The following is a 23619-nucleotide window of genomic DNA, read 5'->3' as shown; positions in this document are numbered from 1 at the left end:
TAAAGGTTGAAAAGAAAGAAGAAGATCTCTTGACAAATCACCCGTTTCTTTTTAACATAAAGTTATGAATGAATGCTCATTCAATTTAGAAAGGGACGAAGCACATTGAAGCAGAAAAGACCGAAGTACATGCAAATTATTGATGCAGCAGTTGTGGTGATTGCGGAGAACGGCTATCATCAATCACAAGTTTCAAAGATTGCGAAACAAGCAGGGGTGGCAGACGGAACCATTTATCTTTATTTCAAAAACAAAGAGGATATTCTCATCTCATTGTTCAAAGAAAAAATGGGACAATTCATCGAACGGATGGAAACAGATATCCAAAAGAAGCCATCTGCCAAAGAAAAGCTTCTACTGTTGATTGAGGAGCATTTTCGCATGCTGGCGCAAAATCATCATTTGGCTCTTGTGACACAGCTTGAACTCAGGCAGTCAAACCTTGAGCTGCGGCAAAAAATCAATGAGGTGCTAAAAGGGTATTTAAATATGCTCGAGTCGATTTTAACAGAAGGAAAGAAAACAGGAGAATTTAGACAAAATTTAGATGTCCGCTTAGCGAGACAAATGGTATTTGGGACGATTGATGAAACCGCAACAACATGGGTCATGAATGATCAAAAGTATGATCTGCCTGCACTCGCAGAAAATGTACATGATCTGCTGTTAAACGGAATACATCAATCCTAAAGACAATGTGAAAAAGGATGATTGACATGGAAAAAATACTCAGCTTACATCATGAAGGACAGACAGCGCTCATCACGATTCAGAACCCGCCTGCAAATGCCTTATCCTCTCAGCTGCTCACTGAGCTTAATGACATGTTCGAAGAGATCGAACAGAATGAAGAAGTAAGAGCGATTGTGATCCACGGGGAAGGCAGATTCTTCTCAGCAGGTGCTGATATTAAAGAATTTACGACTTTACAGGAAGAGTCTGATTATGCAAGCCTCGCTGATAGAGGACAGCAAGTCTTTGAACGGATTGAACAGTGTCCAAAGCCAGTCATTGCCTCGATTCACGGAGCAGCATTAGGCGGAGGCCTTGAGCTTGCCATGTCTTGTGATATCCGAATCGCAACAAAAGATGCGAAGCTTGGACTGCCGGAATTAAATCTTGGCATTATTCCAGGATTCGGCGGCACGCAGCGTCTCCCGCGCTACGTTGGTTCTGCTAAAGCGCTTGAAATGATGGGAACAGCTGAACCGATTACAGGTGAAGAAGCATTTACGTGCGGCCTTGTTACAAAGCTGGCAGAAACAGAGGAAGAAGCGCTCGAAGCGGCCAAAACACTTGCGGGGAAATTTGCCGCAAAAAGCCCTAAATCACTTGAATATGTGCTTGATTTATTGAACGCAACAAAACTGTATTCATATGACGGCGGAATGAAGCTGGAAGCCAAAAAATTTGGTGAGGTTTTCCAATCAAATGACGCCAAAGAAGGCATTCAGGCCTTTATCGAAAAGCGCAAACCGAACTTTAAAGGGGAATAAAGGATAAGTACGACACAAGGGGGAGAAATAAATGAATATATTTGTTTTGATGAAGCGTACGTTTGACACGGAAGAGAAAATTTCGATTCAGTCTGGTGCAATTCAAGAAGATGGAGCAGAGTTCATTATTAATCCTTATGACGAGTATGCCATTGAAGAAGCCATTCAGCTTCGCGATGAGCACGGGGGAGAAGTGACCGTTGTGACAGTTGGCGGTGAGGATGCAGAGAAACAGCTGAGAACAGCGCTTGCTATGGGCTGTGATCAAGCTGTCTTGTTAAACGTCGAAGATGACTTAGAAGAGTGGGACCAATATTCAGCTTCTACCATTCTTTATCACTATTTAAAAGACAAAGAGGCTTCCTTGATCTTAGCAGGGAATGTAGCAATTGACGGCGGCTCTGGACAGGTAGCCCCGCGTCTTGCTGAATTACTCGGTTTTTCATATGTGACTACGATAACAAGTATTCAAATTGACGGCGGCTCTGTATCGATTGAACGAGATGCAGAGGGGGATGTGGAAGTCATTTCTGCCGAACTCCCGCTTGTCGTCACAGCTCAGCAAGGACTCAATGAGCCTCGCTATCCATCATTACCAGGCATTATGAAGGCAAAGAAAAAGCCTTTAGAAGAATTGGAACTTGATGATTTAGATCTGGATGAAGACGATGTACCATATAAAATCAAAACAATTGAACGTTTCTTACCGGAGAAAAAACAGGGTGGCAAGGTGCTGAGCGGCGAGCTTCAGGATCAAGTCAAAGAACTGACAGATCTACTCAGAAATGAAGCAAAAGTCATCTAAACATCCACTTTACGATATCACGAGAACAAGGGGGAGCTTGAAGATGAGTAAAAAAGTTGTTGTACTTGGAGAAAGTCGTGACGGTAAGTTAAGAAATGTAACATTTGAAGCCATTGCTGCCGCTCACAAAGTGGCAGATGGCGGTGAGGTCATTGGCGTGTTAATAGGGGATGACGTCAAAGGGCTAGCGGATGAACTGCTTTACTATGGAGCGGATCATGTCATGATTGTGGAGCATCCGCACCTTTCATATTATACGTCAGATGGTTTTGCGCAGGCGCTTCAAGCCATATTAGATCAGGTTGATCCAGATGCTGTGCTCTTTGGCCATACATCTATCGGAAAAGACTTGTCGCCGAAAATAGCCGCACGTCTCCAGACTGGCTTGATTTCAGATGCGATTGATGTAAGCGTTACCGGTGAACATCTTGTTTTCACTAGACCGATTTACTCTGGAAAAGCCTTCGAAAAAGTCATTTCGACAGACCGTCTGCTTCTAGCAACCATCCGGCCAAATAACGTGGCACCACTTGAGCGGGATACGTCACGAGGCGGAGAAGTCACACCAGTTTCTGTCGACATTCAAAATCTTCGGACGATCGTGAAGGAAGTCATTAAAAAAACGTCAGAAGGTGTAGATTTATCCGAAGCAAAGGTCATTGTTGCTGGAGGGCGCGGGGTTAAGAGCAAGGAAGGCTTTGAACCGCTGAATGAACTCGCTGAGACGCTGGGGGCAGCAGTCGGAGCCTCGCGCGGCGCCTGTGATGCCGACTACTGTGATTATGCCCTGCAAATTGGCCAGACAGGAAAAGTCGTCACACCAGACCTTTATATTGCATGCGGGATATCAGGAGCGATTCAGCATTTAGCGGGAATGTCTAACAGTAAAGTCATTGTGGCCATCAACAAAGACCCAGAAGCGGAAATCTTCAAAATCGCCGATTATGGAATTGTTGGTGACTTGTTTGAAGTGGTACCGCTTTTGAATGAAGAGTTAAAAAAGATGAATATCCACTCGTAACGCTCATACACTCAGAATGCCTAGGTATTCTGGGTTTTTTTGTATGTTATTAAGAAGAAAAGGAGCGGTTGACAAGTGAAGGGGACAGTAAAAGTCAATGACGTGATCGGACGCATTTCTAAACACATTTACGGGCACTTTCAAGAGCATTTAGGAAGAGGGATTTATGACGGGATTTGGGTAGGAAAAGACTCAGAGATTGATCATATTGAAGGGATTCGTACTGATGTACTGAAGGCCCTTCAAGCATTACATATTCCGGTGCTGAGGTGGCCGGGGGGCTGCTTCGCAGACGAGTATCACTGGGCAAATGGTGTAGGTGATCTGAGTGAACGAAAGCCGATGGTAAACACCCATTGGGGTGGTACGGTTGAATCCAATGCATTTGGTACGCATGAATTTATGGCATTGTGTGAGCTGCTTGAATGTGAACCTTACATTTGCGGCAATGTGGGAAGCGGGTCTGTTCAAGAATTAGCCGATTGGGTCGAATACATGACATTTCCAAAAGGGACACCTATGTCAGACTGGCGCATTAAAAATGGAAAACAAGAACCTTGGAAGCTGACCTATGTTGGTGTAGGCAATGAAAGCTGGGGCTGCGGCGGGAATATGACGCCTGAATACTATGCAGATTTATATAAACGCTATCAAACGTACGTAAGAGAGTTTGCAGGGCAGCGTATTTATAAAATCGCCTGCGGCGCGAACTCTAATGACGTGAATTGGACGAAAGTATTGATGGAGCGGGCCGCACCGTGGATGGATGGGCTCAGTTTACATTATTACACCGTACCGGGTACATGGGAGAAGAAAGGATCAGCGACTGAATTCGATGAGGATGAATGGTTTATCACGCTGAAAAAGGCCTATGAGATGGAACGGCTTGTCGAAGACCATGGAGAAATCATGGATCGTTATGACCCAGACAAGCGAATCGGGATGATTATTGATGAATGGGGGACATGGTATGACCCAGAGCCAGGGACAAATCCTGGGTTTTTATATCAGCAAAACACACTAAGAGACGCCCTTGTGGCCGCACTCCATTTTCATATTTTTCATCGCCATTGCGAGCGGATTCATATGGCAAATATTGCTCAGACGGTCAATGTGCTGCAAGCGATGGTATTAACAAAGGACGAAAAGATGCTTCTGACACCTACGTATCACGTATTTCACATGTTTCAAGTGCATCAAGAGGAAGAAGCGCTTGAAGTGGAGTTCGTTTCACCGCCGTATGAACGAAGAGGTGAAAAAATTCCTCAGGTCAGTGTGTCAGCCTCGCGTTCATCAGGTAAGATGCATATTAGCTACTGTCACTTGAATCCGCATGAACAAACAGAGATATCCCTTGCCATTGCAGGGATTGAAGAACAAACGAAAGTCACTGGACGTGTACTGACGGCTGATCGCATGAATGCCCATAATACATTCGATGATCCTCATTCTGTTCAGCCAAAAGACTTTCAGCAAATGGCTGTAAAGTCCGGCGAATTAACGGTGGAGCTGCCGCCAATGTCAGTGGTCATGATAACTGTCGACCTCGCTTAATTGCATATTTCGATGTTTGATGAGAAGAATGTTGGGGCATCATACATTGTAAATGAAGCGGAAAGGGTGTCATGTCATATGCTTAGAACCATTCTTATGATCATCGGTGCGATTGTTGTTATTGGTGCGATTATACGGTTTGTTTTTTAATTCATTTCCTAAAAAATGATTCGTAAGCATTTCATTCGCAAGTCACATTGGTAGATGCTATACTAAAAAGCATAATTTACATTGGAGGAATGAATAATGGCAATCGTAAAAGCTACTGACGCAACATTTTCACAAGAAACTGCAGAAGGTGTTGTTCTTGCAGACTTTTGGGCACCATGGTGTGGACCTTGTAAAATGATTGCTCCAGTTCTTGAAGAACTTGATCAAGAAATGGGCGACAAAATGAAAATTGTAAAAATTGATGTAGACGATAACCAAGAAACTGCTGGTAAATACGGCGTTATGAGTATCCCAACACTTCTTGTTTTAAAAGACGGTGAAGTTGTAGAAACTTCTGTTGGTTTCAAACCAAAAGAAGCACTTGCTGAGCTTGTCAACAAACATCTATAAACCGATCTATGTCCAAGCGGCATAATCATTGAAGCGGTTCTCGTAAAGACGAGAGCCGCTTTTCTTTCAACATGGTATAAAACAAATGTTCGTGATACACTAGAAGGAGTGAAAGAGGAAAACAAGGACGGATGAAAATATGAACAAACTAATCAAAGAAAAGCTGTCAGTCCTGCCGGATCAACCAGGCTGTTACTTAATGAAAGATAGACAAAATACGATCATTTATGTGGGAAAGGCAAAGGTTTTAAAAAATAGGGTGCGCTCTTATTTCACTGGATCACATGACGCCAAAACGCAGCGGCTTGTCAGTGAAATTGAAGACTTTGAATACATTGTCACCTCTTCTAATATCGAGGCGCTCATTTTAGAGCTGAATTTAATCAAAAAATATGACCCAAAATACAATGTCATGCTCAAGGATGACAAGACGTATCCATTTATAAAAATTACGAATGAACGCCATCCCAAGCTGATCGTCACCCGCAATGTAAAAAAGGACAAAGGGAAATATTTCGGTCCATACCCAAACGTACAAGCAGCTCGAGAAACGAAAAAGCTGCTCGACCGCTTATATCCACTGAGAAAATGCGCCACCCTTCCTGACCGCGTCTGTCTTTATTATCATCTTGGGCAATGTCTTGCGCCATGTGTGTATGACATTTCCGAGGAAACGAATAAGCAGCTCGTGGATGAAATCACAAGGTTTCTAAACGGAGGACATCAGCAAATTAAAAAAGAACTCACCGAAAAGATGCAGGAAGCTGCTGAAAATTTAGAGTTTGAACGGGCAAAAGAACTAAGAGACCAAATCGCATATATCGACTCAACGATGGAAAAACAGAAAATGACGATGAGTGATTTATCAGATCGAGATGTCTTTGCCTATGCCTATGATAAAGGCTGGATGTGTGTCCAAGTTTTCTTCATCAGACAGGGGAAATTGATTGAACGTGATGTCAGCCTGTTCCCTATGTATCAGGACCCTGAGGAAGAGTTCCTCACGTTTATGGGGCAATTTTATGAAAAGAACAACCATTTTCTGCCGAAGGAAATTTTGGTGCCTGACAGTGTCGATCAAGAGATGATTGAGCAATTGCTTGAGACGAACGTTCACCAGCCGAAAAAAGGAAAGAAAAAGGATTTACTTTTACTTGCCCATCAAAATGCCAAAATCGCCTTAAAAGAAAAATTTTCGCTCATTGAGCGTGATGAAGAGCGGACAATTGGTGCGGTGAAACAGCTCGGGGATGCACTTAATATTTATATGCCATACAGAATCGAGGCATTTGATAACTCAAATATTCAAGGAGCAGACCCGGTTTCTGCCATGGTCGTCTTTCAGGACGGAAAACCCTATAAAAAGGAATACCGAAAATACAAAATTAAAACCGTCTCAGGTCCAGATGACTATGCATCCATGCGTGAAGTCATTAGAAGACGATATACCCGCGTGTTAAAGGATGAACTGCCGCTGCCAGATTTAATTTTAATTGACGGAGGAAAAGGACAGATCAACGCAGCCATCGATGTGCTTGAAAATGAATTGAATCTGTCTGTCCCAGTCGCAGGTCTTGTAAAAGATGAAAAACACCGGACATCGAATCTCATGATGGGAGATACACTTGAAATTGTTGCGCTGGAGCGGAATAGCCAGGCTTTTTACTTATTGCAGCGCATTCAAGATGAAGTGCACCGGTTCGCCATTAGCTTTCACCGGCAGCTGCGCGGAAAAAATGCATTCCAGTCTATTTTAGACGATGTACCAGGTATCGGAGAGAAGCGTAAAAAGCAGCTCCTCAAACATTTTGGCTCTGTGAAAAAGATGAAAGAAGCCTCTCTCCAAGATTTTCAGGAGGCTGGCATTCCAAAACAGACGGCTGAACTTTTAATGGAAGCATTAAAAAAATAGATTGTACTTTTACCAAAAGTCTGTTAAGATGTGACTAATTTAATAAATGAACGTGTTGTTTGTTGAAGATAGAGGTGCGAACTTCAAGAGTAAGCCTTCGGAGATCGATGGGATCTAAGAAGAGGGCTGAAAGGGGAGCGTCGCCGAAGTGAATAAAATCCACTCATTTTATTCGCTGGCTGTACATTGAAAAAATGTAGGGCTGTCAAGAATTCATTTCTTGGAGGGCTATCTCATTGTTTGCATCGTTTAATGATGATTTTAAAGCAATGGGAGATTTGTTCTCTCATTGCTTTTTTATTTGCAGTGAGCGGACAGTCTCCAAAGCTGCCTCTTCTCTCACACGTGAACTTTTGAAAAAGGGTGGTAGACATGGGACTAATTGTACAAAAATTTGGCGGAACTTCCGTTGGATCGGCAGAAAAAATTCGCAATGCCGCAGAGAGAGTGATCGCTGAACGCGAGGCAGGACATGATGTGGTTGTGGTTGTATCAGCGATGGGCAAATCAACGGATGTTCTAGTAGACTTAGCGAAAGAACTCACAGACGATCCAAGCAAAAGAGAGATGGATATGCTGCTCGCAACTGGTGAGCAGGTGACCATTTCATTATTAGCGATGGCGCTCCAAAGAAGAGGTTATGGTGCCATTTCCTTTACAGGCTGGCAGGCTGGTATGAAAACAGAGCATGTACACGGAAATGCAAGAATCGTGGACATTGATGAATCAAGAATAAAAGAGGAATTAAGTGCGGGGAAAGTTGTTGTTGTGGCAGGCTTCCAAGGAATTGCAGATGACTTACATATCACAACTCTTGGCCGCGGCGGATCAGATACAACAGCTGTGGCACTGGCTGCCGCACTGAAAGCTGATAAATGTGATATTTACACAGATGTACCAGGAGTGTTTACAACAGATCCGCGTTATGTACCATCTGCGCGGAAACTTGCAGGCATTTCATACGATGAGATGCTTGAGCTGGCTAATTTAGGAGCTGGCGTTCTGCATCCAAGAGCTGTTGAATTTGCGAAAAATTATCAAGTCCCGCTAGAAGTCCGTTCTAGTATTGAAAATGAATCGGGTACGTTAATTGAGGAGGAATCATCCATGGAACAAAATTTAGTCGTCAGAGGCATTGCATTTGAAGATCAGATTACACGTGTGACCGTGTGCGGACTTTCAAGCGGTTTAACAACATTATCGACCATTTTTACGACGCTTGCGAAACAGAATATCAATGTTGATATCATCATTCAGTCTGTCACAAGCACCAACCAGACGTCGATCTCTTTCTCTGTCAAAACGGATGATTTGTCCAAAACAGTTGAAGTATTAGAAGAATATAAAGGGGCGCTTGGCTACGAGCAGATTGAGACAGAAAGCAAATTAGCGAAAGTATCCATCGTGGGATCTGGAATGGTCTCAAACCCAGGCGTAGCTGCTGAAATGTTTGCTGTGTTAGCGCAAAAAGACATTCAAGTGAAAATGGTCAGTACGTCTGAAATCAAAGTCTCAACAGTGGTCGGCCGTGATGATATGGTCAAAGCGGTTGAAGCGCTGCATGATGCGTTTGAATTATCAAAGGTGAGCGCCGCTGCTCATTCTTAAAAAGGTAAAGAGGTGCTCTCATGAAAGAGGGTCGCCTCTTTTTTCTATATGGAATCGGCTGAAACGGGCGTAAACCCATTCATTAAGTATGCTATGATAGATGTAGACATATAAAAAAGGCGTGACCTGAAGTCCGCGCCTTTTATCAAGAGTATTAGCTAGGGTCTCTTAAATCCCATTTAACGGTTAAAATGACTTTCTCAGCACGCTTTTTCACTTGTTCATAGGATTCAGCCACGTGCTCATTCAGAAGCTGAATTTGTTCAGCAATAAAACCCGCTTCCATCTGAAAGCATGGCTCCTTTTGATAGGTGAGTCGATTTGATACTAGTGGACCTTCGAGCTCAAACTCAATTTCCTGTTTTTTCGAATGGACCATTGTGAGAGTCCCCCATCCGGCATCATGGAAAAATTCGGGGATCTTCTCCCATGACTCTTGAGGAAATTTACGAGCAAGCAGTTTACCCGCAAAATACATCATAGATGAATGGTCCTGACCAAGAATATCAGGCAGCAGAACTTCGCGTATCAGCTCGTAGGCAAATCCATTGACTTCAATTTCTTTTAGCTGTTCTAAGTTAGATTCGAATTTATTCATTGTACGGCTCCCCTCTTTCAACAATTTATTATAGCTTATGTGGGCATATGATGACAGAGTTTTCCCTGAAGTCTAAGAAATTCTTATTGTAGTAAAACGAATTTTGATTTAAAACTTTTAAATTTCGGAAAATTTTAATTTATGTACGCGGTTTCTTGACGCTTTTTTGACATAGGAGTAAAATGAAATTGTCAATAAATTTGAATAAAGTGCTTACAATTGAAAGAAGCGGGGGTAAGACAATTTTCAAGCAATTGCACTTTTTTTACTAGGGGGTAAAGTAATGTCGGGGAACAAAGAATTTTTTTATCGGAGATTGCATTCTTTGCTTGGCGTCATTCCGGTCGGTCTATTTTTAATACAGCACTTAGTGGTTAACCACTTTGCGACGAATGGACCTGAGGCGTTTAACAAAGCTGCACACTTTATGGAACAGCTTCCTTTCAGATATGCACTTGAGCTGTTCGTGATTTTCTTACCACTGATCTATCATGCTGTTTATGGGGTGTACATAGCCTTTACGGCACAAAACAACACGTCTCGCTTCAGTTACTTAAGAAACTGGCTGTTCAGACTGCAAAGGATTTCAGGTATTATCACATTGATTTTTGTCTCTTGGCACGTATGGGAAACACGAATTCAAGCTCAGCTTGGAGCTGAAGTCAACTATGACATGATGGCGAATATTTTAAGCTCTCCATTTATGCTAGGCTTCTATATTGTCGGCGTTTTATCTACTATTTTCCACTTTGCTAATGGCTTGTGGTCATTTGCTGTCAGCTGGGGAATTACTGTTTCACCACGCTCACAACGAATCTCCACATATGTGACATTAGGTATATTTATAGCGCTTTCATATGTAGGGCTAAGAGCAATTTTCGCTTTTGTTTAAGAGGAAATAGATTAGTAGAAGAGGGAGAGGGGCTACAATGAGTAATTCTAGCATCATCGTTGTCGGAGGCGGCTTAGCTGGTCTCATGGCAACTATTAAAGCAGCAGAAGCGGGAACAGCTGTTCAACTATTTTCAATCGTACCTGTGAAACGTTCGCATTCTGTATGTGCACAGGGCGGAATCAACGGAGCGGTTAATACAAAAGGTGAAGGGGATTCACCTTATGAGCATTTTGATGACACGGTATACGGCGGAGATTTCTTAGCCAACCAGCCGCCAGTAAAGGCAATGTGTGAAGCAGCGCCGTCCATTATCCATTTACTTGATCGTATGGGTGTTATGTTTAATAGAACACCAGAGGGATTATTGGACTTCCGCCGTTTCGGGGGAACACAGCACCACCGTACAGCGTTTGCTGGAGCTACAACAGGCCAGCAGCTATTATACGCACTGGATGAGCAGGTTCGCCGCTATGAAGTAGCAGGACTTGTCACGAAATATGAAGGCTGGGAATTCCTTGGCGCTGTTTTAGATGACGAGGAAGTGTGCCGCGGGATTGTCGCGCAGAACTTGACGACAATGGAAATTGAATCCTTCCGTTCAGATGCAGTCATCATGGCAACAGGCGGTCCTGGAATCGTGTTCGGTAAATCAACGAACTCCATGATTAACACTGGATCTGCTGCGTCCATCGTCTATCAGCAAGGTGCGCATTATGCAAATGGAGAATTCATTCAAATTCACCCGACAGCGATCCCAGGAGATGACAAGCTTCGTCTCATGAGTGAATCGGCTCGTGGTGAAGGCGGACGTGTTTGGACGTATAAAGACGGGAAGCCTTGGTACTTCCTTGAAGAAAAATACCCAGCATACGGGAACCTTGTACCGCGTGACATTGCAACGCGTGAAATCTTTGACGTATGTGTCGAGCAAAAGCTTGGCATCAACGGAGAGAACATGGTATATCTCGATCTTTCTCACAAAGATCCAAAAGAGCTTGATATTAAGCTTGGCGGAATCATTGAAATCTATGAAAAATTCATGGGTGACGACCCGCGTAAGCTGCCGATGAAAATCTTCCCAGCTGTTCATTACTCAATGGGCGGATTATGGGTCGATTATGATCAAATGACGAATATCAAAGGTCTATTCGCTGCCGGAGAATGTGATTACTCAATGCACGGCGGAAACAGACTTGGTGCAAACTCACTTCTTTCTGCGATTTACGGCGGAATGGTCGCTGGACCAAATGCGGTGAAGTACATTAGCGGTCTTGAAAAATCTGCGGAAGACCTTTCTTCTGCACTATTTGACAGTGCCGTGAAGAAAGAGCAGGAGAAATGGGACAACATCCTCAGCATGGACGGAACAGAAAATGCGTACGTGCTTCATAAAGAGCTTGGAGAATGGATGACGGATAACGTTACAGTGGTTCGTTACAATGACAAACTTTTAAAAACAGATCAGAAGATCGAAGAACTAATGGAGCGCTACAAGAAGATCAACATCAATGATACCGCATCATGGAGCAACCAAGGCGCTGCCTTCACGCGTCAGCTTGACAACATGCTTCAGCTGGCAAGAGTCATTACGATCGGGGCATATAACCGGAATGAAAGCCGAGGCGCACACTATAAACCGGAATTCCCAGAAAGAAACGATGAAGAATTCCTTAAAACAACGATGGCTACGTTCAAAGGGAAAAATCAAAAGCCTGCATTCCACTATGAGGACGTCGATGTATCGTTAATTGCACCTCGTAAACGAGATTACTCGAAGAAAAAGGTGGAGAAATAAGATGAGTGAAAAAAACACAATTCAATTCATTATCACACGTCAAGATACAGCAGATGGAAAGCCTTATGATGAGGAATTCGAAATCCCTTACCGCCCAAATATGAACGTCATTTCCGCACTCATGGAAATTAGACGTAACCCGGTCAATAAACAAGGTGAAAAAACAACGGCGATCAACTGGGACATGAACTGTCTTGAAGAGGTGTGCGGAGCTTGTTCCATGGTCATTAATGGAAAACCGCGCCAGTCATGTACAGCCTTGATTGACAAGTTAGATCAGCCGATCCGTCTTCAGCCGATGAAGACATTCCCGGTCGTGAGAGACTTGCAGGTTGATAGAAGCCGCATGTTCAACTCCTTGAAAAAAGTAAAAGCATGGGTGCCGATCGATGGCACATATGATCTTGGACCTGGACCAAGAATGCCTGAGAAAAAACGTCAATGGGCGTATGAGCTTTCTAAATGTATGACATGTGGTGTCTGCCTTGAAGCTTGTCCAAACGTAAATGATAAGTCTTCCTTTATGGGCCCTGCACCGCTTTCGCAAGTTCGTCTATTTAACGCACATCCGACAGGTGCGATGAATAAGTCTGACCGTCTAGAAGAAATTATGGGAGACGGCGGTCTTGCGAACTGCGGGAACTCTCAAAACTGTGTGCAGGCTTGTCCGAAAGGAATCCCGCTGACAACGTCAATTGCAGCACTTAATCGAGATACAACATTACAAGCTTTCCGTAACTTCTTCGGAAGCGATCACGCAGAATAACATCACATTCAGTCCTCTTTGCCAATCATGATGAGTGTTTACAAGAGGCTGGATGGAACACAAAATAAACGCCTCTTCCAATATGGGAGAGGCGTTTATTGATGAATAAGGAGATGATGAAGTGAGACTTCCGTCATATATTGAAGAACCGTTTGAAGAATGGAGAGCATCCTTTCGATTTTATGTCGAAACGACTGTCCGTTTTTCAGAAACGGATATGTTTGGCCATATGAACAATGTCACCCCTTTTGTATATTTTGAAGAAGCACGGATTGCCTTTTTTCAAAAAACGGGAATTGTTGATAAACGAATGAAACGAGTGAAAGAGACGATTACAGTCGTGGCAAACCTGCAATGTGATTACATCAAACAGGTGGAGATAGGGGAGCGGCTTCGTGTGTATGTAAAGCCGGAAAAAGTCGGATCAAGCTCACTCATCCTTCATTATTTAGGAGAAAACGAGCAGCAGGAACCATGCTTTACCGGCTCAGTCACCATGGTGCAAATTAATAAAGAAACAGGCGCACCTGTCCCATTTACAGAGGAAGAAAAAGAGACATTTCAAGCTCAACGAAATAAATAACATAGAGCCCTCATCATCGTGTAAGCTTCATTTTGTTATAATAAAAGGATCATATCAAGAAGAAACAAAAGGAGAACACATGAAGATTTTTCAATATGACACCATTGATAGTACAAACAATGAAGCAAAAAGGCTTTTGCAAAAAGGAGAAAAACCTTCATTTGCTGTCTATGCACATCAGCAGACAGCAGGAAGAGGCAGGCTAGGGAGACCGTGGGAAACGCCTGCAGGGAATGTCGCTGTGACCATGACAGTTTTGCCGCCAGAAGAACTCTCCACCCAGTCAACGATTGCTCCGCTGACGGCACTAGCGATCTACGATGTTCTCAAACCTCTCATGAGGGCTGAGGATCAGCTGGCGATCAAATGGCCAAATGATATTCTCATCAATGAAGCAAAGGTATCAGGCACATTGATTGAAGCGGACCGTACCGCCATTTATATCGGGGTTGGCATCAATGTGAAGACAAAGCCGGAGCATGTTCCGTACAAAACCATTTGCCTATCAGAGCTTACAGAGGTAAAAGCTGATCAGCTTGTGAAGGAACTTGCGGCGGCCTTTGAAAAATATCATACACGCTGGAAGAATGAAGGGTTTGAAGCACTCACTTCCCTCTATAACAAACGGTTATATCGTCTTCATAAACCGCTGCGGATCTCGTTAGACCGTGAAAAACAAACATGGGAAGAGGGAATTTGCTGCGGAGTCAACCGCTACGGTCATCTCCAGCTCAAAGATGAGAAAGGGCAGATAAAAGCTCATTCTGCCGGAGATATAGATGCACCGCTTCAGCATTAAAAAAAGCAGACGAGAACATCGTCTGCTTTAAGCTTCTCTTTTAATATGAGGCTGAATCACATAGTCTTGTTTTGTGAAAACAACTCCGTCTAGAATTTCTCTTGCCGTTCGAATGACTTTGACTCTGTTTTGAGAGATGTCAATTTCCGTTTGCATAATCCCGGCAGGATGCCCAATACGAAGGGTGTCATCTTGACCTTGGAACAGCTGAGAAGGAAGCGTTTCATCCAGGAAACAGCTGGCTGTCACGCAGACAGAGCCGGTAATGGCAAGTGCTTGGTGCGGTCTTTGCATTGATAGCATACGAACGATGATGTCCATATCTTCTGCTCGTCTCAAGATTCCATTTGTATCTACATAATCAGCAGGCTCGCTGATGAGCGCAAGCTTTGGAACAGCTGGAGACTGTAATGTGGCCATTTCTTTTGGTGCAAAGTGACACATTTCAGCAGCGAGAGAACGAATTTCTTCTAAATCATCCAGTAATTCATCTGTAAACTCTTCAGGTAATTCAGTTCCTTTTAATTGAATATCCTTGGCACGAATAAAGGCAATTGGATTTGCAATGTCAACGATCGAGATGGGAATCTCTCCAAATTTTGTTTGAATCGTATCCATTTTGTTTCCAGTCGGATATGTTTTACCTGTGACAGCGCCTTCAGGTTTCTCAAAGGATAAATAAATGGGAGAACCGGTTCCTTTTACGCCTGGAATTTCTGCCTGTCCTTCAAATTTAACTTCCCCATTTTCGACTTCGACCTCTGCCGTAATGACTTTATTTGTATTGGTATTGAGAATACGTACAGTCGTAATGGGCTCAACCGCTTGAACAAGTCCTTTAATGATCGCATACGGCCCAACGGCTGATGAGATGTTCCCGCAGTTTCCTTTAAAGTCGACATATCTCTCATTAATACTGACTTGTGCAAATGTATAGTTCACATCCACATCCGGGCGTGTGGCTTTATCGATAATGGCCACTTTACTTGTTAAAGAATTACCGCCGCCGATCCCATCGACCTGCAGCCGGTCAGGGCTGCCCATAATGTCTAATAGAAATGCCTCGAGCTCATCGTGTTCATATGGTGCATTGTTTGCGTGAATGAATACCCCTTTGCTTGTACCGCCTCGCATGATTGTGATTGGAACTTTTCTCATGACTCTCACCCTCAATTTTTAATGAACTGTTTATCTAACCAAAATGGTAAAGTATAATAAGGAATAAGTTAAATACATTATTTTAAGAGAAATCAATAAAAATATTTTATAATTAGTAAAAATGGAGGGCATACAATGGATGAAAAAGATTGGCGGTTTCTAAAGGTACTTTATGAAGAAAAGAACATCACAAAAGCGGCAGAAAAATTATTTGTCTCTCAGCCTGCCTTAAGCTATCGATTGAAACAGCTTGAAGAGGAGTTTGATATGAAGCTTTTCTTTAAAAGAAAACGAGGAATTGAATTTACATCAGAGGGCGAATACTTGGCTAAATACGCAAATGACATGCTCAAACAGCTGCAGCAAACGAAAGATGGCATGCTCAATATGCAAAAAAAGGTCAAAGGAACGATCCGGTTGGGGGTCTCAAGTAACTTTGCCCAATATAAACTGCCAGAAATATTAAAAGAATTTTCTAAGCAGTATCCACATGTTCAATTTATGGTCAACACAGGCTGGAGCACAAAGGTAATGGATTTATTAGGAACATCAAGTGTGCATTTAGGGATTTTAAGAGGTGATTATGACTGGAATGGAGAGCGTTTTTTGCTTGATAAAGAGCGTCTTTGCATTATTTCAAAATCAGAGATTCAGCTAAAGGATCTCCCGAATCTGCCGCTCATTGACTATCATACAGACAGTTCATTAAAACGGCTGATTAACAGATGGTGGCAGGAAACATTCACAATGCCTCCGCTTGTCACGATGGAGACAGACCGTCAGGATACATCAAAAGAGATGGTGAAGCATGGTTTAGGCTATGCCATTGTCCCAGAAATTTGCCTCAGACCAAGTGATGAGTTATTTGTAAAAGGACTTTCGTATAAAGATGGACAGCCTGTTTTAAGAGATACATGGCTCATGTACCAGCCAGACTCACTTCATTTGTCTGTGGTGAAAGCGTTCATTGAGTTTTTAAGAAATCAGCAAGGTTGATTATAAAAGAAATTTATTGAATAAACGAAAAAATCGATATTTTCATTATAAAAAAAGCTATTATATCCTTGAAATAGAAAGCGCTAACATATAGATCGCAAGTGCAAGGGGGCGCTTGGAGATCATGTAAAGAAGAGGATGGAGGGATATAAAGTGCTAGCTATTTTAGGGATCTTGATGGTCTTGACATTTACATTTCTCATTATGACAAAACGTATGCATCCGGTGGTGGCTCTAACCGTTGTACCTATCATATTTGCATTGATCGGCGGCTTTAACAAAGGGTTAGGGGACATGATGCTTGATGGACTGAAAACTGTTGCACCATCAGCTGCTTTATTGTTATTTGCGATTTTATTCTTCGGTGTCATGCTGGATGCTGGATTGTTTGATCCTCTGATTAAACTCATTCTACGTATTGTAAAAGGTGATCCTGTCAAAATTGCTTTTGGGGTAGCAATTTTGTCTATGCTTGTTGCATTAGATGGTGACGGAACAACAACGTACATGATTACCGTATCAGCGATGCTGCCACTTTTCTTAAGAATCGGGATGAACCCATTAATTTTAGGAACAATTTCATTATTATCATTAGGAATTATGAGCGGAATGACGCCATGGGGCGGCCCGGCTACTCGAGCAATCGCGGCGCTTGGATTAGATGCAGGCGAATTTTTCATTCCATTACTCCCAACGATGGTTGGAGGCGGTCTTTTTATACTTTTTACTGCTTATGTACTTGGGAAAAAAGAAAGAAAACGGATTGGGATTGCAGAAATTCAGCACAAAGAAGAGCCGTCCATTTCTCCTGAATTGGCTGCGTCAATTGAAGATGGAGTAGCCGATATCAAGAGACCGAATCTGATTTGGATTAACTTCTTCCTTACAGTTGCTGTCATGGTCACACTCGTCATGGATATCATACCAATTCCTGTACTCTTTTTAATTGGATTTGTCATCGCTCTGATGATCAACTATCCAAAGGTTGAAGATCAGCGCGAGCGAATTTTATCTCATGCAGGCAACGCATTAACGGTCATTACACTTGTATTTGCAGCAGGGATTTTCACAGGGATCTTTTCTGGAACAAAAATGGTTGAGTCCATTGCCCATTTGGTCATTTACATGATTCCGGATTCCTACAGCTCATTTTTCCCGCTGATTGTGGCTTTGACGAGTATGCCATTTACATTTGTGCTTTCAAACGATGCTTACTATTTCGGAGTACTGCCAATCTTGGCTGAAGCGGGCGCAGCTTACGGGATTGATCCGGTGGAAATTGCACGTGCCTCTATCATAGGGCAGCCTGTCCACTTACTGAGTCCGCTTGTCGCTTCAACACTGCTGCTTGTCAGTATGCTGAACAAAGATATTGGTGATTTGCAAAAATATGCACTGCTATGGACCGTGTTAACTGCCCTTTTTACAACACTTATTGCATTGTTAACAGGCGCCATTTCAATCTTTTAAATACCACGCAAAAAAAGGCGACGTCTCGGGGAGGAGACTCGTCCTTTTTTGCGTGGATGAAAGCGCAGAAATTGGACGCTGATATGCGGGATTTCTTGATTTTAACGTCACCTACCTCAGGCACCCGGCATATGATATCTCGACTATACAGAATCCCATTCTATAGAGACTAGAGCTCTCACCTTAGCAAGGAGGGTTACAATACTTGAAGGAGAAAGAGTTTCAATCCAAGCCGCTATTAACCAAAAGAGAAAGAGAAGTATTCGAATTGCTCGTCCAAGATAAAACAACAAAAGAAATTGCAAGCGAGCTTTTTATTAGCGAAAAGACTGTTCGAAATCATATTTCGAATGCTAAGCATATCTTTTACAAACAAAAACAACATTTAACAAAATTGCACCAAAAGTCATATGTAAACCTATACCACAAATGGATTATAATACAATCATTAGTCTGCCGATTCTTATTAAAAATTCATATTTATTCGACAATTTGTGACAGCTTTTTCGACTTTAGTGTGCTAAATTGATTTTGAAAGGTGATCATATGAGTGTAATTGCAAAAAAAGAAATAGGGGAAATTCTCAAAGACAGATTAATTTCATCTGAAATGACTCAGTTAGATATCGCAAAAAAAATTGGCATTACTAAGGGCTACATGAGCAAATTCTTATCTGGAAAAGAGATAGCTTTCTGGATGGTGATAGAGGCTGTTAATTGCATACTTCCAGAAAAAGAAAAAGAGTTGATGGGAGATTACTGCAAAAGCGGTATTGATAAAAAGTATTTGTTTTGTGCTTTGGAGTATTGTTATACACAAAAAATGTTTGATGTTATGAGATACTTGATTGTAGAATACTCAGCGGTTACGCCGGAACCTTGTTCACTTTACAAATGGATTCTAAATTATAGAGGAAATTTTAACATGCAACATATCAGTAAGTTACGTAATAATAATTTTAAATCCATGGAGACAAAAGCATTATTATTAATCCTTGAAACTTACGGTTACTATAATTTAGGAAAATACGATATGGCTCACTTTTATATTAGTAAAGCAGGATCATACATAACTAAAATCAAAGATCCATTTCTTAGGAAAAGCTTCAGTGCAAGAATAGATGAGGTATTAGCTAATGTATATTTAAAGCAAGAAAACAATGTTGAACTTGCAAGACTCGCAGCTAAATCACTTCTTGAAAATAAAGTGAGTGAAAGCCATGAGATAACCGCTAACCATTTGTTGGCACTCTCTTATTTCTTAACATCTTATGAAAAATCGATTGCATATTACAACATATTTTTAAATCTCATGGAGCAGCATCCAGAAAGAGTAGATGAGATTATTCAAAATAAAGAGGAAATTGCAATTCTCCAGTATTATTGGAAAGCTAGTATAGATTCAAGATATAACGTTTCTGATTTTACCAATAAATTAAAGAATCACAGTGTATTATCTGATTATTATAGTGATGGGCGTCTTAAGCCATATGCGTACTTATTCGATGGAATTAAAGAAGCTAGAGCAGATAAAATTCTTTTATCGCTTCACTATTTCTCAGAAAAACGTGAGTATTTCAGAGCTAACATTCCTAAATTAGAGTTGCAAAAATTGGAACTAGACTATAAACTCTAATAGTCAGGAGGTGAATGCATGAAAAAATTTACTAAAGTGCTGATTTTAGCCAGCGTTATTCTGTTTGTATCAGGGTACCAAACCACTATGTCAGCAAAAGAAACTGTTTATCAAACTAAAGATGTAAAAGTAGGCATGTAAAAAAGACGCTACCAGAAATGGTAACGTCTTTCGTGTTTTAAAGAGAAGTTTCCTGTTTTGCAAAATCTTAAAAACAGGAAACTCTTTCAAAAAGATAAAAAATACAATATAATGAGAATGTATGTTCTTGTTTAGGGGGATATTATGTCAATTATTTATGAGGAATTACTTAAAAAGGTATCAAAACCAACAAAAAAAGAAGAACCATCTCATTCTTCTTCTACGGAAGCACTTCCTAAAAACTTCGCTTTAGATTCTCGATAATTTTCAAGTGCATTAAGCATAAATTCTCTTTCATCTTTTGTTATTTTATTACCATGTTTATCTATAATATCTGTCTTCTCAATAAGATCTAGGCTTAATTTTCTGGAGAAAACGAGTTCTTTTTCTTCATCACTCATTTTATTAAGTTCTTCTTTATTGGTTACGAAATAAGAAAGATCAACATTAAAATATTTTGCAATTGTATTTAAATTTTCAAATGACGGCTTTTTTATTTTTCCAGCTTCTAATTTCGATAAATAACTATGAGTAACCCCTATTTCTTCTGATATTTGAGCGAGTGTTAAACTCCTGCTTTTTCTTAAATCGGCTAGATTTTGCCCTATGACTTTATTAATATCATCCATAAACAGCAATCACCTTTCTGTAGTGCTTCTTATACATACTATTATAACATGTTTTTTCCTCTGGGAAAAAAATTAGAAAAACAACTTTACAATGCGTTAGGCAGGATGTTATATTTGTCTTGTAAGTTCCTGTAGGAACATTATGAGGTGGTGTTTAAGTTTGGATTTTAAGATTATTTTCGGTAACAAAATAAAGCAAATTCGTTCAGAAAAGAAAATGTCCATTATTGAATTTGCTGAATTAACGGGATTCACAAGCTCTTATATCTCTAAAATAGAGAATTATAAAATTAACCCGACTATTAAGAGTGTTTTACAATTTTGTAATAAGTTGAATTTAAGTATTGGTTATTTTTTTTAATCACAAAGTTCCTACAGGAACAATTTCAATGAGGAGGTACGGCTTATTATGAAATTCGATATTGAATGAGTTATACAAAAAAACAATAATTTTGGTGGGTAGTCCTATCCTCCACATTGCATATTATGTTTTTGAGGTGATTTTATGGCACAAAGAAAGAAAAAGAGAAAAAGCAACCTGTTCGTCGGGGAAATTTACTTTGGAACAGAAGACAGAGAAAAGCTTTTTACCGAGGCTGTCGCACCTTATTACACTCCAGTAAAAAAAGAGAAGAGCAAAAAAATTAAAGAGGCTTGAAACTTCTGTTTCACCTTTTTTTGAAGGACAAGCTTAATCATAAAAAGAGGTGAGTAACTCGTGGCAAAATTTCGCCAAGTCTATACAACATTTTGGAATGATCCGAAGGTTACTGAAGAAATGACACCAGAGGACAGGTACTTTTATTTGTATCTCATCACTAATCCAAATACTACTCAAATCGGTGTGTACTCAATTACAAAAAAACAAATGGCTTTTGATTTAGGGTATTCCATCGAATCAATAAACAGCCTTATGGATCGATTCGAAAACCACCATAAACTAATTGTTTATAACAACGAAACAAGAGAATTAGCTATAAAAAATTGGGCTAAATACAACCTGAATAAAGGTGGAAAACCAGTACTGGATTGTGTTGCAAAAGAATTGAGAGAAATAAAAGATAAATCGCTAATCCGACTGGTTTATGTAAATGTGAAAAATTACGGTATTAGGGAGTTGTTCGAACGATACGCCGACGACTCGTCAACGATACGCCCACGACAAGTGGACAATAAGAATAATAATAATAAGAAGAATAAGAAGAATAATAAAGATATATTGTCGGGAAACCCGACTGAGAATGAATCAGAATCAGAAATCCCATTCAAACTCATAACAGATCTTCTCAATCAAATGTCAGAGAAAAATTACCGTCACACTACACCAAAGACACAGCAACTAATAAAAGCAAGATGGAACGAGGGATTCAGATTCGATGATTTTAAAAAGGTCATCTTAGCAAAGTGCTTTGAATGGCGTGATAACCCTGATATGAGTAAATTCCTTCGTCCCGAAACACTTTTCGGAACAAAATTCGAAGGTTACTTAAACAACAGTGATGAGGTGATAAAGCGTGCACAGCATAAAGGCGGTGGCAGCCGAAGTAACCGACAAAATGACCTTCCATTCTGATTACTGTAATAAGCACACATACACTCGTGGCAGTGAAGATGTTGTAAAACCTGTCCGAATGATGGTCATGAATGGGAAAGTTATTTGCCCACGATGTGAACTGGAAGAAGAGTCAAAGAAATTGCAAAAAGAATTAGAAAGTCAAATTGAATATAGCCAGCGACAGAAAAAATTTAACACGTTGGAAAAACGCAGCATGTTCAGGGATCGAACTGTCTCACAAGCAACATTTGAAAATTACAATGTTGCTGAGCCAGAAGAGACCAAGAATAAAAAAAGAATGATGGATCTTGTTAAACACTTGCAACAAGGTGAAGTGTTCAACATATTTTTGCAGGGCCACCCGGGAGTGGGGAAGAGTCACCTTGCATATGCAGCACTTAGAGAACTTAATGTGCCTCCTGATCCCGACAACCCTAAAGACAAAGGCCGATCTTGTTTGTTTATCAATATGGAAGATGCTGCTACAGCAATTAAAGATTCATTCAGCAACAAAGAGAGCAAGTACACAGAAGCATATGTGACTCAGTTGATGGGTGAGGCCGATTATCTCGTGATAGATGACATCGGTGCAGAAACAGGGTCAGAACATTCGGATAGTAAAGCCAGCGATTTCATTCATCGTCTCATCTACAAAGTAACATCTGCTCGGCAGGATAAAGTGACGATTTATACAACAAACCTTACTAGCGAAAAGCTGTATCAAATGTATGACAGCAAGCTAGTATCACGCATCACCCAAAAGCAGCAATACATCATTTTTAAAGACACATCGGACAAGCGTAAAGAAGTATTGCCGTTCTAAGGGAGTGTAAAACATGAGCAAAATCACATCTGAGAAGGTTGATAGTTTAATAGATCAGCTGGAAGTAAGTCTGAACGAATATAAAAAACATAAGGAGGCGCGCTGAATATGAAAAAAGGCGGCAGAAAACCAACACGCTCAGAAAGAAAAATCCTAGTAGTGAATGGGTTGAACCCTCGTTACTGGCACGTGGAAAAGAATCTGGCAACATCCATGCATATTGTGCATAAAGAGGTTGGGCGAAGAAAGGAAATTGCAAAGTGAGCGCTACTAGAATCATATTAGAAGATTTCAATTTTGAATGGACGATTGTTGGTCTTAAACGTTTTCTTGATTACTGGTACGAAGGCAGGTCTTTGAGTGAAATGGCGGAGCTGTTCCGCAGGCCAGAAGAAGAAGTTTTGCTTTTGATAATTGATTTCAGCAAGCGTGGAAAGATCAAGGAGCGTCCGAACGGTGTCGGCGCAAACGAGCCTATGTATATCAAAAAGAGTGTCATGATGGCCAAGAAGCGAGAATTACGCAAGTTGTTTGAAGATCAACCCGTTTACTACGCCTGCCCGTCCAGCGACTTCATCTGGTGCGAGAGGGACATCATAGCTTTTCGGGAGATGTGGCAGGATCATGAACCGATTAGACACATCGCAAATCGTTTAGCACGCAAAGTCGATGACATCCTGTTGCTGATAATTGACCAAGCAGAGTTAGGAAAGATCGAACCACGTAAAGGGGGAGTATTCGGAAAGGAGGACAAGCAGCATGAAAAGAAAAAGCATCCTGTTGCCATTTGAAAAAGCCACAGCAAGACAACTCGAAGTC

The 23619-nt window shown here is 41.2% G+C and carries 25 protein-coding genes, 1 pseudogene and 1 riboswitch; of the genes and pseudogenes, 23 read left to right on the top strand and 3 right to left on the bottom strand.

Annotation, left to right across the window (positions count from 1 at the left end):
• Positions 1 to 105 precede the first annotated feature (105 nt).
• The 8 genes from NST65_RS13075 to NST65_RS13040 all read left to right on the top strand — a co-directional run bounded on the left by NST65_RS13075 (position 106) and on the right by NST65_RS13040 (position 8957).
• Positions 106 to 690: a TetR/AcrR family transcriptional regulator gene (locus tag NST65_RS13075; RefSeq protein ID WP_024423221.1), complete on the top strand. Its 585-nt coding sequence runs from the start codon at positions 106 to 108 to the stop codon at positions 688 to 690.
• Between the two features lie 26 nt (positions 691 to 716).
• Positions 717 to 1496 (top strand): enoyl-CoA hydratase, encoded by a 780-nt coding sequence (locus NST65_RS13070; protein WP_101676785.1) that lies wholly within the window; start codon positions 717 to 719, stop codon positions 1494 to 1496.
• Between the two features lie 31 nt (positions 1497 to 1527).
• A complete protein-coding gene (locus NST65_RS13065) occupies positions 1528 to 2301 on the top strand; it encodes an electron transfer flavoprotein subunit beta/FixA family protein (protein WP_111926345.1) in 774 nt (257 codons plus the stop codon).
• Positions 2302 to 2344: 43 nt separating this feature from the next.
• On the top strand, positions 2345 to 3322 hold the full coding sequence (locus NST65_RS13060; protein WP_048239048.1) for an electron transfer flavoprotein subunit alpha/FixB family protein: 978 nt from the start codon (positions 2345 to 2347) through the stop codon (positions 3320 to 3322).
• 75 nt (positions 3323 to 3397) lie between these two features.
• Positions 3398 to 4876 carry an alpha-N-arabinofuranosidase gene (locus tag NST65_RS13055; RefSeq protein ID WP_111926347.1) on the top strand — a complete coding sequence of 493 codons (1479 nt, stop codon included), beginning with the start codon at positions 3398 to 3400 and terminating at the stop codon, positions 4874 to 4876.
• Positions 4877 to 5122: 246 nt separating this feature from the next.
• Complete coding sequence (gene trxA, locus NST65_RS13050) at positions 5123 to 5437, top strand: thioredoxin (protein WP_007501629.1); 315 nt, start codon at positions 5123 to 5125, stop codon at positions 5435 to 5437.
• 139 nt (positions 5438 to 5576) lie between these two features.
• Positions 5577 to 7349 carry an excinuclease ABC subunit UvrC gene (uvrC, locus tag NST65_RS13045; RefSeq protein ID WP_041115055.1) on the top strand — a complete coding sequence of 591 codons (1773 nt, stop codon included), beginning with the start codon at positions 5577 to 5579 and terminating at the stop codon, positions 7347 to 7349.
• Positions 7350 to 7410: 61 nt separating this feature from the next.
• Positions 7411 to 7588: riboswitch (Lysine riboswitch) on the top strand.
• Positions 7589 to 7721: 133 nt separating this feature from the next.
• Entirely contained in the window at positions 7722 to 8957 is a 1236-nt protein-coding gene (locus NST65_RS13040) for an aspartate kinase (RefSeq protein ID WP_081124645.1), read from the top strand.
• A 154-nt stretch (positions 8958 to 9111) separates the two neighbouring features.
• On the opposite strand, the gene NST65_RS13035 is transcribed toward NST65_RS13040, so the two are convergent.
• The gene (locus NST65_RS13035; RefSeq protein ID WP_024423214.1) at positions 9112 to 9555 is read right to left on the bottom strand and encodes a YslB family protein; all 444 of its coding nucleotides are present in this window, start codon (positions 9553 to 9555) and stop codon (positions 9112 to 9114) included.
• A 283-nt stretch (positions 9556 to 9838) separates the two neighbouring features.
• Between NST65_RS13035 and NST65_RS13030 the strand changes: the two genes are divergently transcribed.
• From NST65_RS13030 to NST65_RS13010, 5 genes are all read left to right on the top strand, one after another.
• Positions 9839 to 10447, top strand: coding sequence for a succinate dehydrogenase cytochrome b558 subunit (locus NST65_RS13030; RefSeq protein WP_024423213.1), 609 nt, complete (start codon positions 9839 to 9841; stop codon positions 10445 to 10447).
• A 37-nt stretch (positions 10448 to 10484) separates the two neighbouring features.
• Positions 10485 to 12245 (top strand): succinate dehydrogenase flavoprotein subunit, encoded by a 1761-nt coding sequence (gene sdhA, locus NST65_RS13025; RefSeq protein WP_034279746.1) that lies wholly within the window; start codon positions 10485 to 10487, stop codon positions 12243 to 12245.
• A gap of 1 nt (position 12246) precedes the next feature.
• Positions 12247 to 13011, top strand: a complete 765-nt coding sequence (gene sdhB / locus NST65_RS13020) for a succinate dehydrogenase iron-sulfur subunit (protein WP_034279749.1) — start codon at positions 12247 to 12249, stop codon at positions 13009 to 13011.
• Between the two features lie 121 nt (positions 13012 to 13132).
• On the top strand, positions 13133 to 13594 hold the full coding sequence (locus NST65_RS13015) for a thioesterase family protein (RefSeq protein WP_065214556.1): 462 nt from the start codon (positions 13133 to 13135) through the stop codon (positions 13592 to 13594).
• Positions 13595 to 13673: 79 nt separating this feature from the next.
• Positions 13674 to 14393, top strand: coding sequence for a biotin--[acetyl-CoA-carboxylase] ligase (locus NST65_RS13010; protein WP_081124644.1), 720 nt, complete (start codon positions 13674 to 13676; stop codon positions 14391 to 14393).
• Between the two features lie 27 nt (positions 14394 to 14420).
• Here NST65_RS13010 and NST65_RS13005 read toward each other — a convergent pair whose 3' ends face one another.
• Positions 14421 to 15551 carry a PrpF domain-containing protein gene (locus tag NST65_RS13005; RefSeq protein ID WP_111926349.1) on the bottom strand — a complete coding sequence of 377 codons (1131 nt, stop codon included), beginning with the start codon at positions 15549 to 15551 and terminating at the stop codon, positions 14421 to 14423.
• Between the two features lie 135 nt (positions 15552 to 15686).
• Here NST65_RS13005 and NST65_RS13000 point away from each other — a divergent pair, with 135 nt between their 5' ends.
• The 5 genes and pseudogenes from NST65_RS13000 to NST65_RS12980 all read left to right on the top strand — a co-directional run bounded on the left by NST65_RS13000 (position 15687) and on the right by NST65_RS12980 (position 19793).
• Entirely contained in the window at positions 15687 to 16547 is an 861-nt protein-coding gene (locus tag NST65_RS13000; protein WP_024423208.1) for a LysR family transcriptional regulator, read from the top strand.
• A gap of 153 nt (positions 16548 to 16700) precedes the next feature.
• On the top strand, positions 16701 to 18017 hold the full coding sequence (locus NST65_RS12995) for a citrate:proton symporter (RefSeq protein WP_111926589.1): 1317 nt from the start codon (positions 16701 to 16703) through the stop codon (positions 18015 to 18017).
• Between the two features lie 205 nt (positions 18018 to 18222).
• Positions 18223 to 18372, top strand: a pseudogene (gerE, locus tag NST65_RS12990) (spore germination transcription factor GerE); the annotation flags it as partial.
• A 191-nt stretch (positions 18373 to 18563) separates the two neighbouring features.
• On the top strand, positions 18564 to 19652 hold the full coding sequence (locus tag NST65_RS12985) for an AimR family lysis-lysogeny pheromone receptor (protein ID WP_342488969.1): 1089 nt from the start codon (positions 18564 to 18566) through the stop codon (positions 19650 to 19652).
• A gap of 18 nt (positions 19653 to 19670) precedes the next feature.
• On the top strand, positions 19671 to 19793 hold the full coding sequence (locus tag NST65_RS12980) for a hypothetical protein (protein ID WP_259407143.1): 123 nt from the start codon (positions 19671 to 19673) through the stop codon (positions 19791 to 19793).
• Positions 19794 to 20002: 209 nt separating this feature from the next.
• Here the strand turns inward: NST65_RS12980 and NST65_RS12975 are convergent, their stop codons facing one another.
• The gene (locus tag NST65_RS12975) at positions 20003 to 20422 is read right to left on the bottom strand and encodes a helix-turn-helix transcriptional regulator (RefSeq protein ID WP_342488967.1); all 420 of its coding nucleotides are present in this window, start codon (positions 20420 to 20422) and stop codon (positions 20003 to 20005) included.
• 142 nt (positions 20423 to 20564) lie between these two features.
• On the opposite strand from NST65_RS12975, the gene NST65_RS12970 reads away from it, so the two are divergent.
• From NST65_RS12970 to NST65_RS12950, 5 genes are all read left to right on the top strand, one after another.
• Positions 20565 to 20783 carry a helix-turn-helix transcriptional regulator gene (locus NST65_RS12970; RefSeq protein WP_342488966.1) on the top strand — a complete coding sequence of 73 codons (219 nt, stop codon included), beginning with the start codon at positions 20565 to 20567 and terminating at the stop codon, positions 20781 to 20783.
• A gap of 357 nt (positions 20784 to 21140) precedes the next feature.
• Positions 21141 to 21995 carry a conserved phage C-terminal domain-containing protein gene (locus tag NST65_RS12965; protein ID WP_342488965.1) on the top strand — a complete coding sequence of 285 codons (855 nt, stop codon included), beginning with the start codon at positions 21141 to 21143 and terminating at the stop codon, positions 21993 to 21995.
• Entirely contained in the window at positions 21937 to 22800 is an 864-nt protein-coding gene (locus NST65_RS12960; RefSeq protein ID WP_342488963.1) for an AAA family ATPase, read from the top strand. The genes NST65_RS12965 and NST65_RS12960 overlap by 59 nt, the downstream gene beginning before the upstream one ends.
• A gap of 108 nt (positions 22801 to 22908) precedes the next feature.
• On the top strand, positions 22909 to 23064 hold the full coding sequence (locus NST65_RS12955; RefSeq protein ID WP_172643437.1) for a hypothetical protein: 156 nt from the start codon (positions 22909 to 22911) through the stop codon (positions 23062 to 23064).
• Positions 23061 to 23591, top strand: coding sequence for a hypothetical protein (locus NST65_RS12950; protein ID WP_342488960.1), 531 nt, complete (start codon positions 23061 to 23063; stop codon positions 23589 to 23591). The genes NST65_RS12955 and NST65_RS12950 overlap by 4 nt, the downstream gene beginning before the upstream one ends.
• Positions 23592 to 23619 lie beyond the last annotated feature (28 nt).

Source organism: Bacillus sp. FSL P4-0248 (genome assembly GCF_038593305.1).
Lineage (GTDB): Bacteria > Bacillota > Bacilli > Bacillales > Bacillaceae > Bacillus > Bacillus safensis.
This window is presented reverse-complemented; position numbering and strand designations above follow the sequence as displayed.

Excerpts from the sequence above, each read along its gene's own strand:
- NST65_RS13070 (WP_101676785.1), top strand. The coding sequence starts at position 717 with ATGGAAAAAATACTCAGCTTACATCATGAAGGACAGACAGCGCTCATC.
- uvrC (WP_041115055.1), top strand. The coding sequence starts at position 5,577 with ATGAACAAACTAATCAAAGAAAAGCTGTCAGTCCTGCCGGATCAACCA.
- sdhA (WP_034279746.1), top strand. The coding sequence starts at position 10,485 with ATGAGTAATTCTAGCATCATCGTTGTCGGAGGCGGCTTAGCTGGTCTC.
- trxA (WP_007501629.1), top strand. The coding sequence starts at position 5,123 with ATGGCAATCGTAAAAGCTACTGACGCAACATTTTCACAAGAAACTGCA.
- NST65_RS12970 (WP_342488966.1), top strand. The coding sequence starts at position 20,565 with ATGAGGTGGTGTTTAAGTTTGGATTTTAAGATTATTTTCGGTAACAAA.
- NST65_RS13060 (WP_048239048.1), top strand. The coding sequence starts at position 2,345 with ATGAGTAAAAAAGTTGTTGTACTTGGAGAAAGTCGTGACGGTAAGTTA.
- NST65_RS13030 (WP_024423213.1), top strand. The coding sequence starts at position 9,839 with ATGTCGGGGAACAAAGAATTTTTTTATCGGAGATTGCATTCTTTGCTT.
- NST65_RS13000 (WP_024423208.1), top strand. The coding sequence starts at position 15,687 with ATGGATGAAAAAGATTGGCGGTTTCTAAAGGTACTTTATGAAGAAAAG.
- NST65_RS12975 (WP_342488967.1), bottom strand. The coding sequence starts at position 20,422 with ATGGATGATATTAATAAAGTCATAGGGCAAAATCTAGCCGATTTAAGA.
- NST65_RS13035 (WP_024423214.1), bottom strand. The coding sequence starts at position 9,555 with ATGAATAAATTCGAATCTAACTTAGAACAGCTAAAAGAAATTGAAGTC.
- NST65_RS12980 (WP_259407143.1), top strand. The coding sequence starts at position 19,671 with ATGAAAAAATTTACTAAAGTGCTGATTTTAGCCAGCGTTATTCTGTTT.
- NST65_RS12955 (WP_172643437.1), top strand. The coding sequence starts at position 22,909 with ATGAAAAAAGGCGGCAGAAAACCAACACGCTCAGAAAGAAAAATCCTA.
- NST65_RS13010 (WP_081124644.1), top strand. The coding sequence starts at position 13,674 with ATGAAGATTTTTCAATATGACACCATTGATAGTACAAACAATGAAGCA.
- NST65_RS13040 (WP_081124645.1), top strand. The coding sequence starts at position 7,722 with ATGGGACTAATTGTACAAAAATTTGGCGGAACTTCCGTTGGATCGGCA.
- NST65_RS13005 (WP_111926349.1), bottom strand. The coding sequence starts at position 15,551 with ATGAGAAAAGTTCCAATCACAATCATGCGAGGCGGTACAAGCAAAGGG.
- sdhB (WP_034279749.1), top strand. The coding sequence starts at position 12,247 with ATGAGTGAAAAAAACACAATTCAATTCATTATCACACGTCAAGATACA.
- NST65_RS12985 (WP_342488969.1), top strand. The coding sequence starts at position 18,564 with ATGAGTGTAATTGCAAAAAAAGAAATAGGGGAAATTCTCAAAGACAGA.
- NST65_RS13065 (WP_111926345.1), top strand. The coding sequence starts at position 1,528 with ATGAATATATTTGTTTTGATGAAGCGTACGTTTGACACGGAAGAGAAA.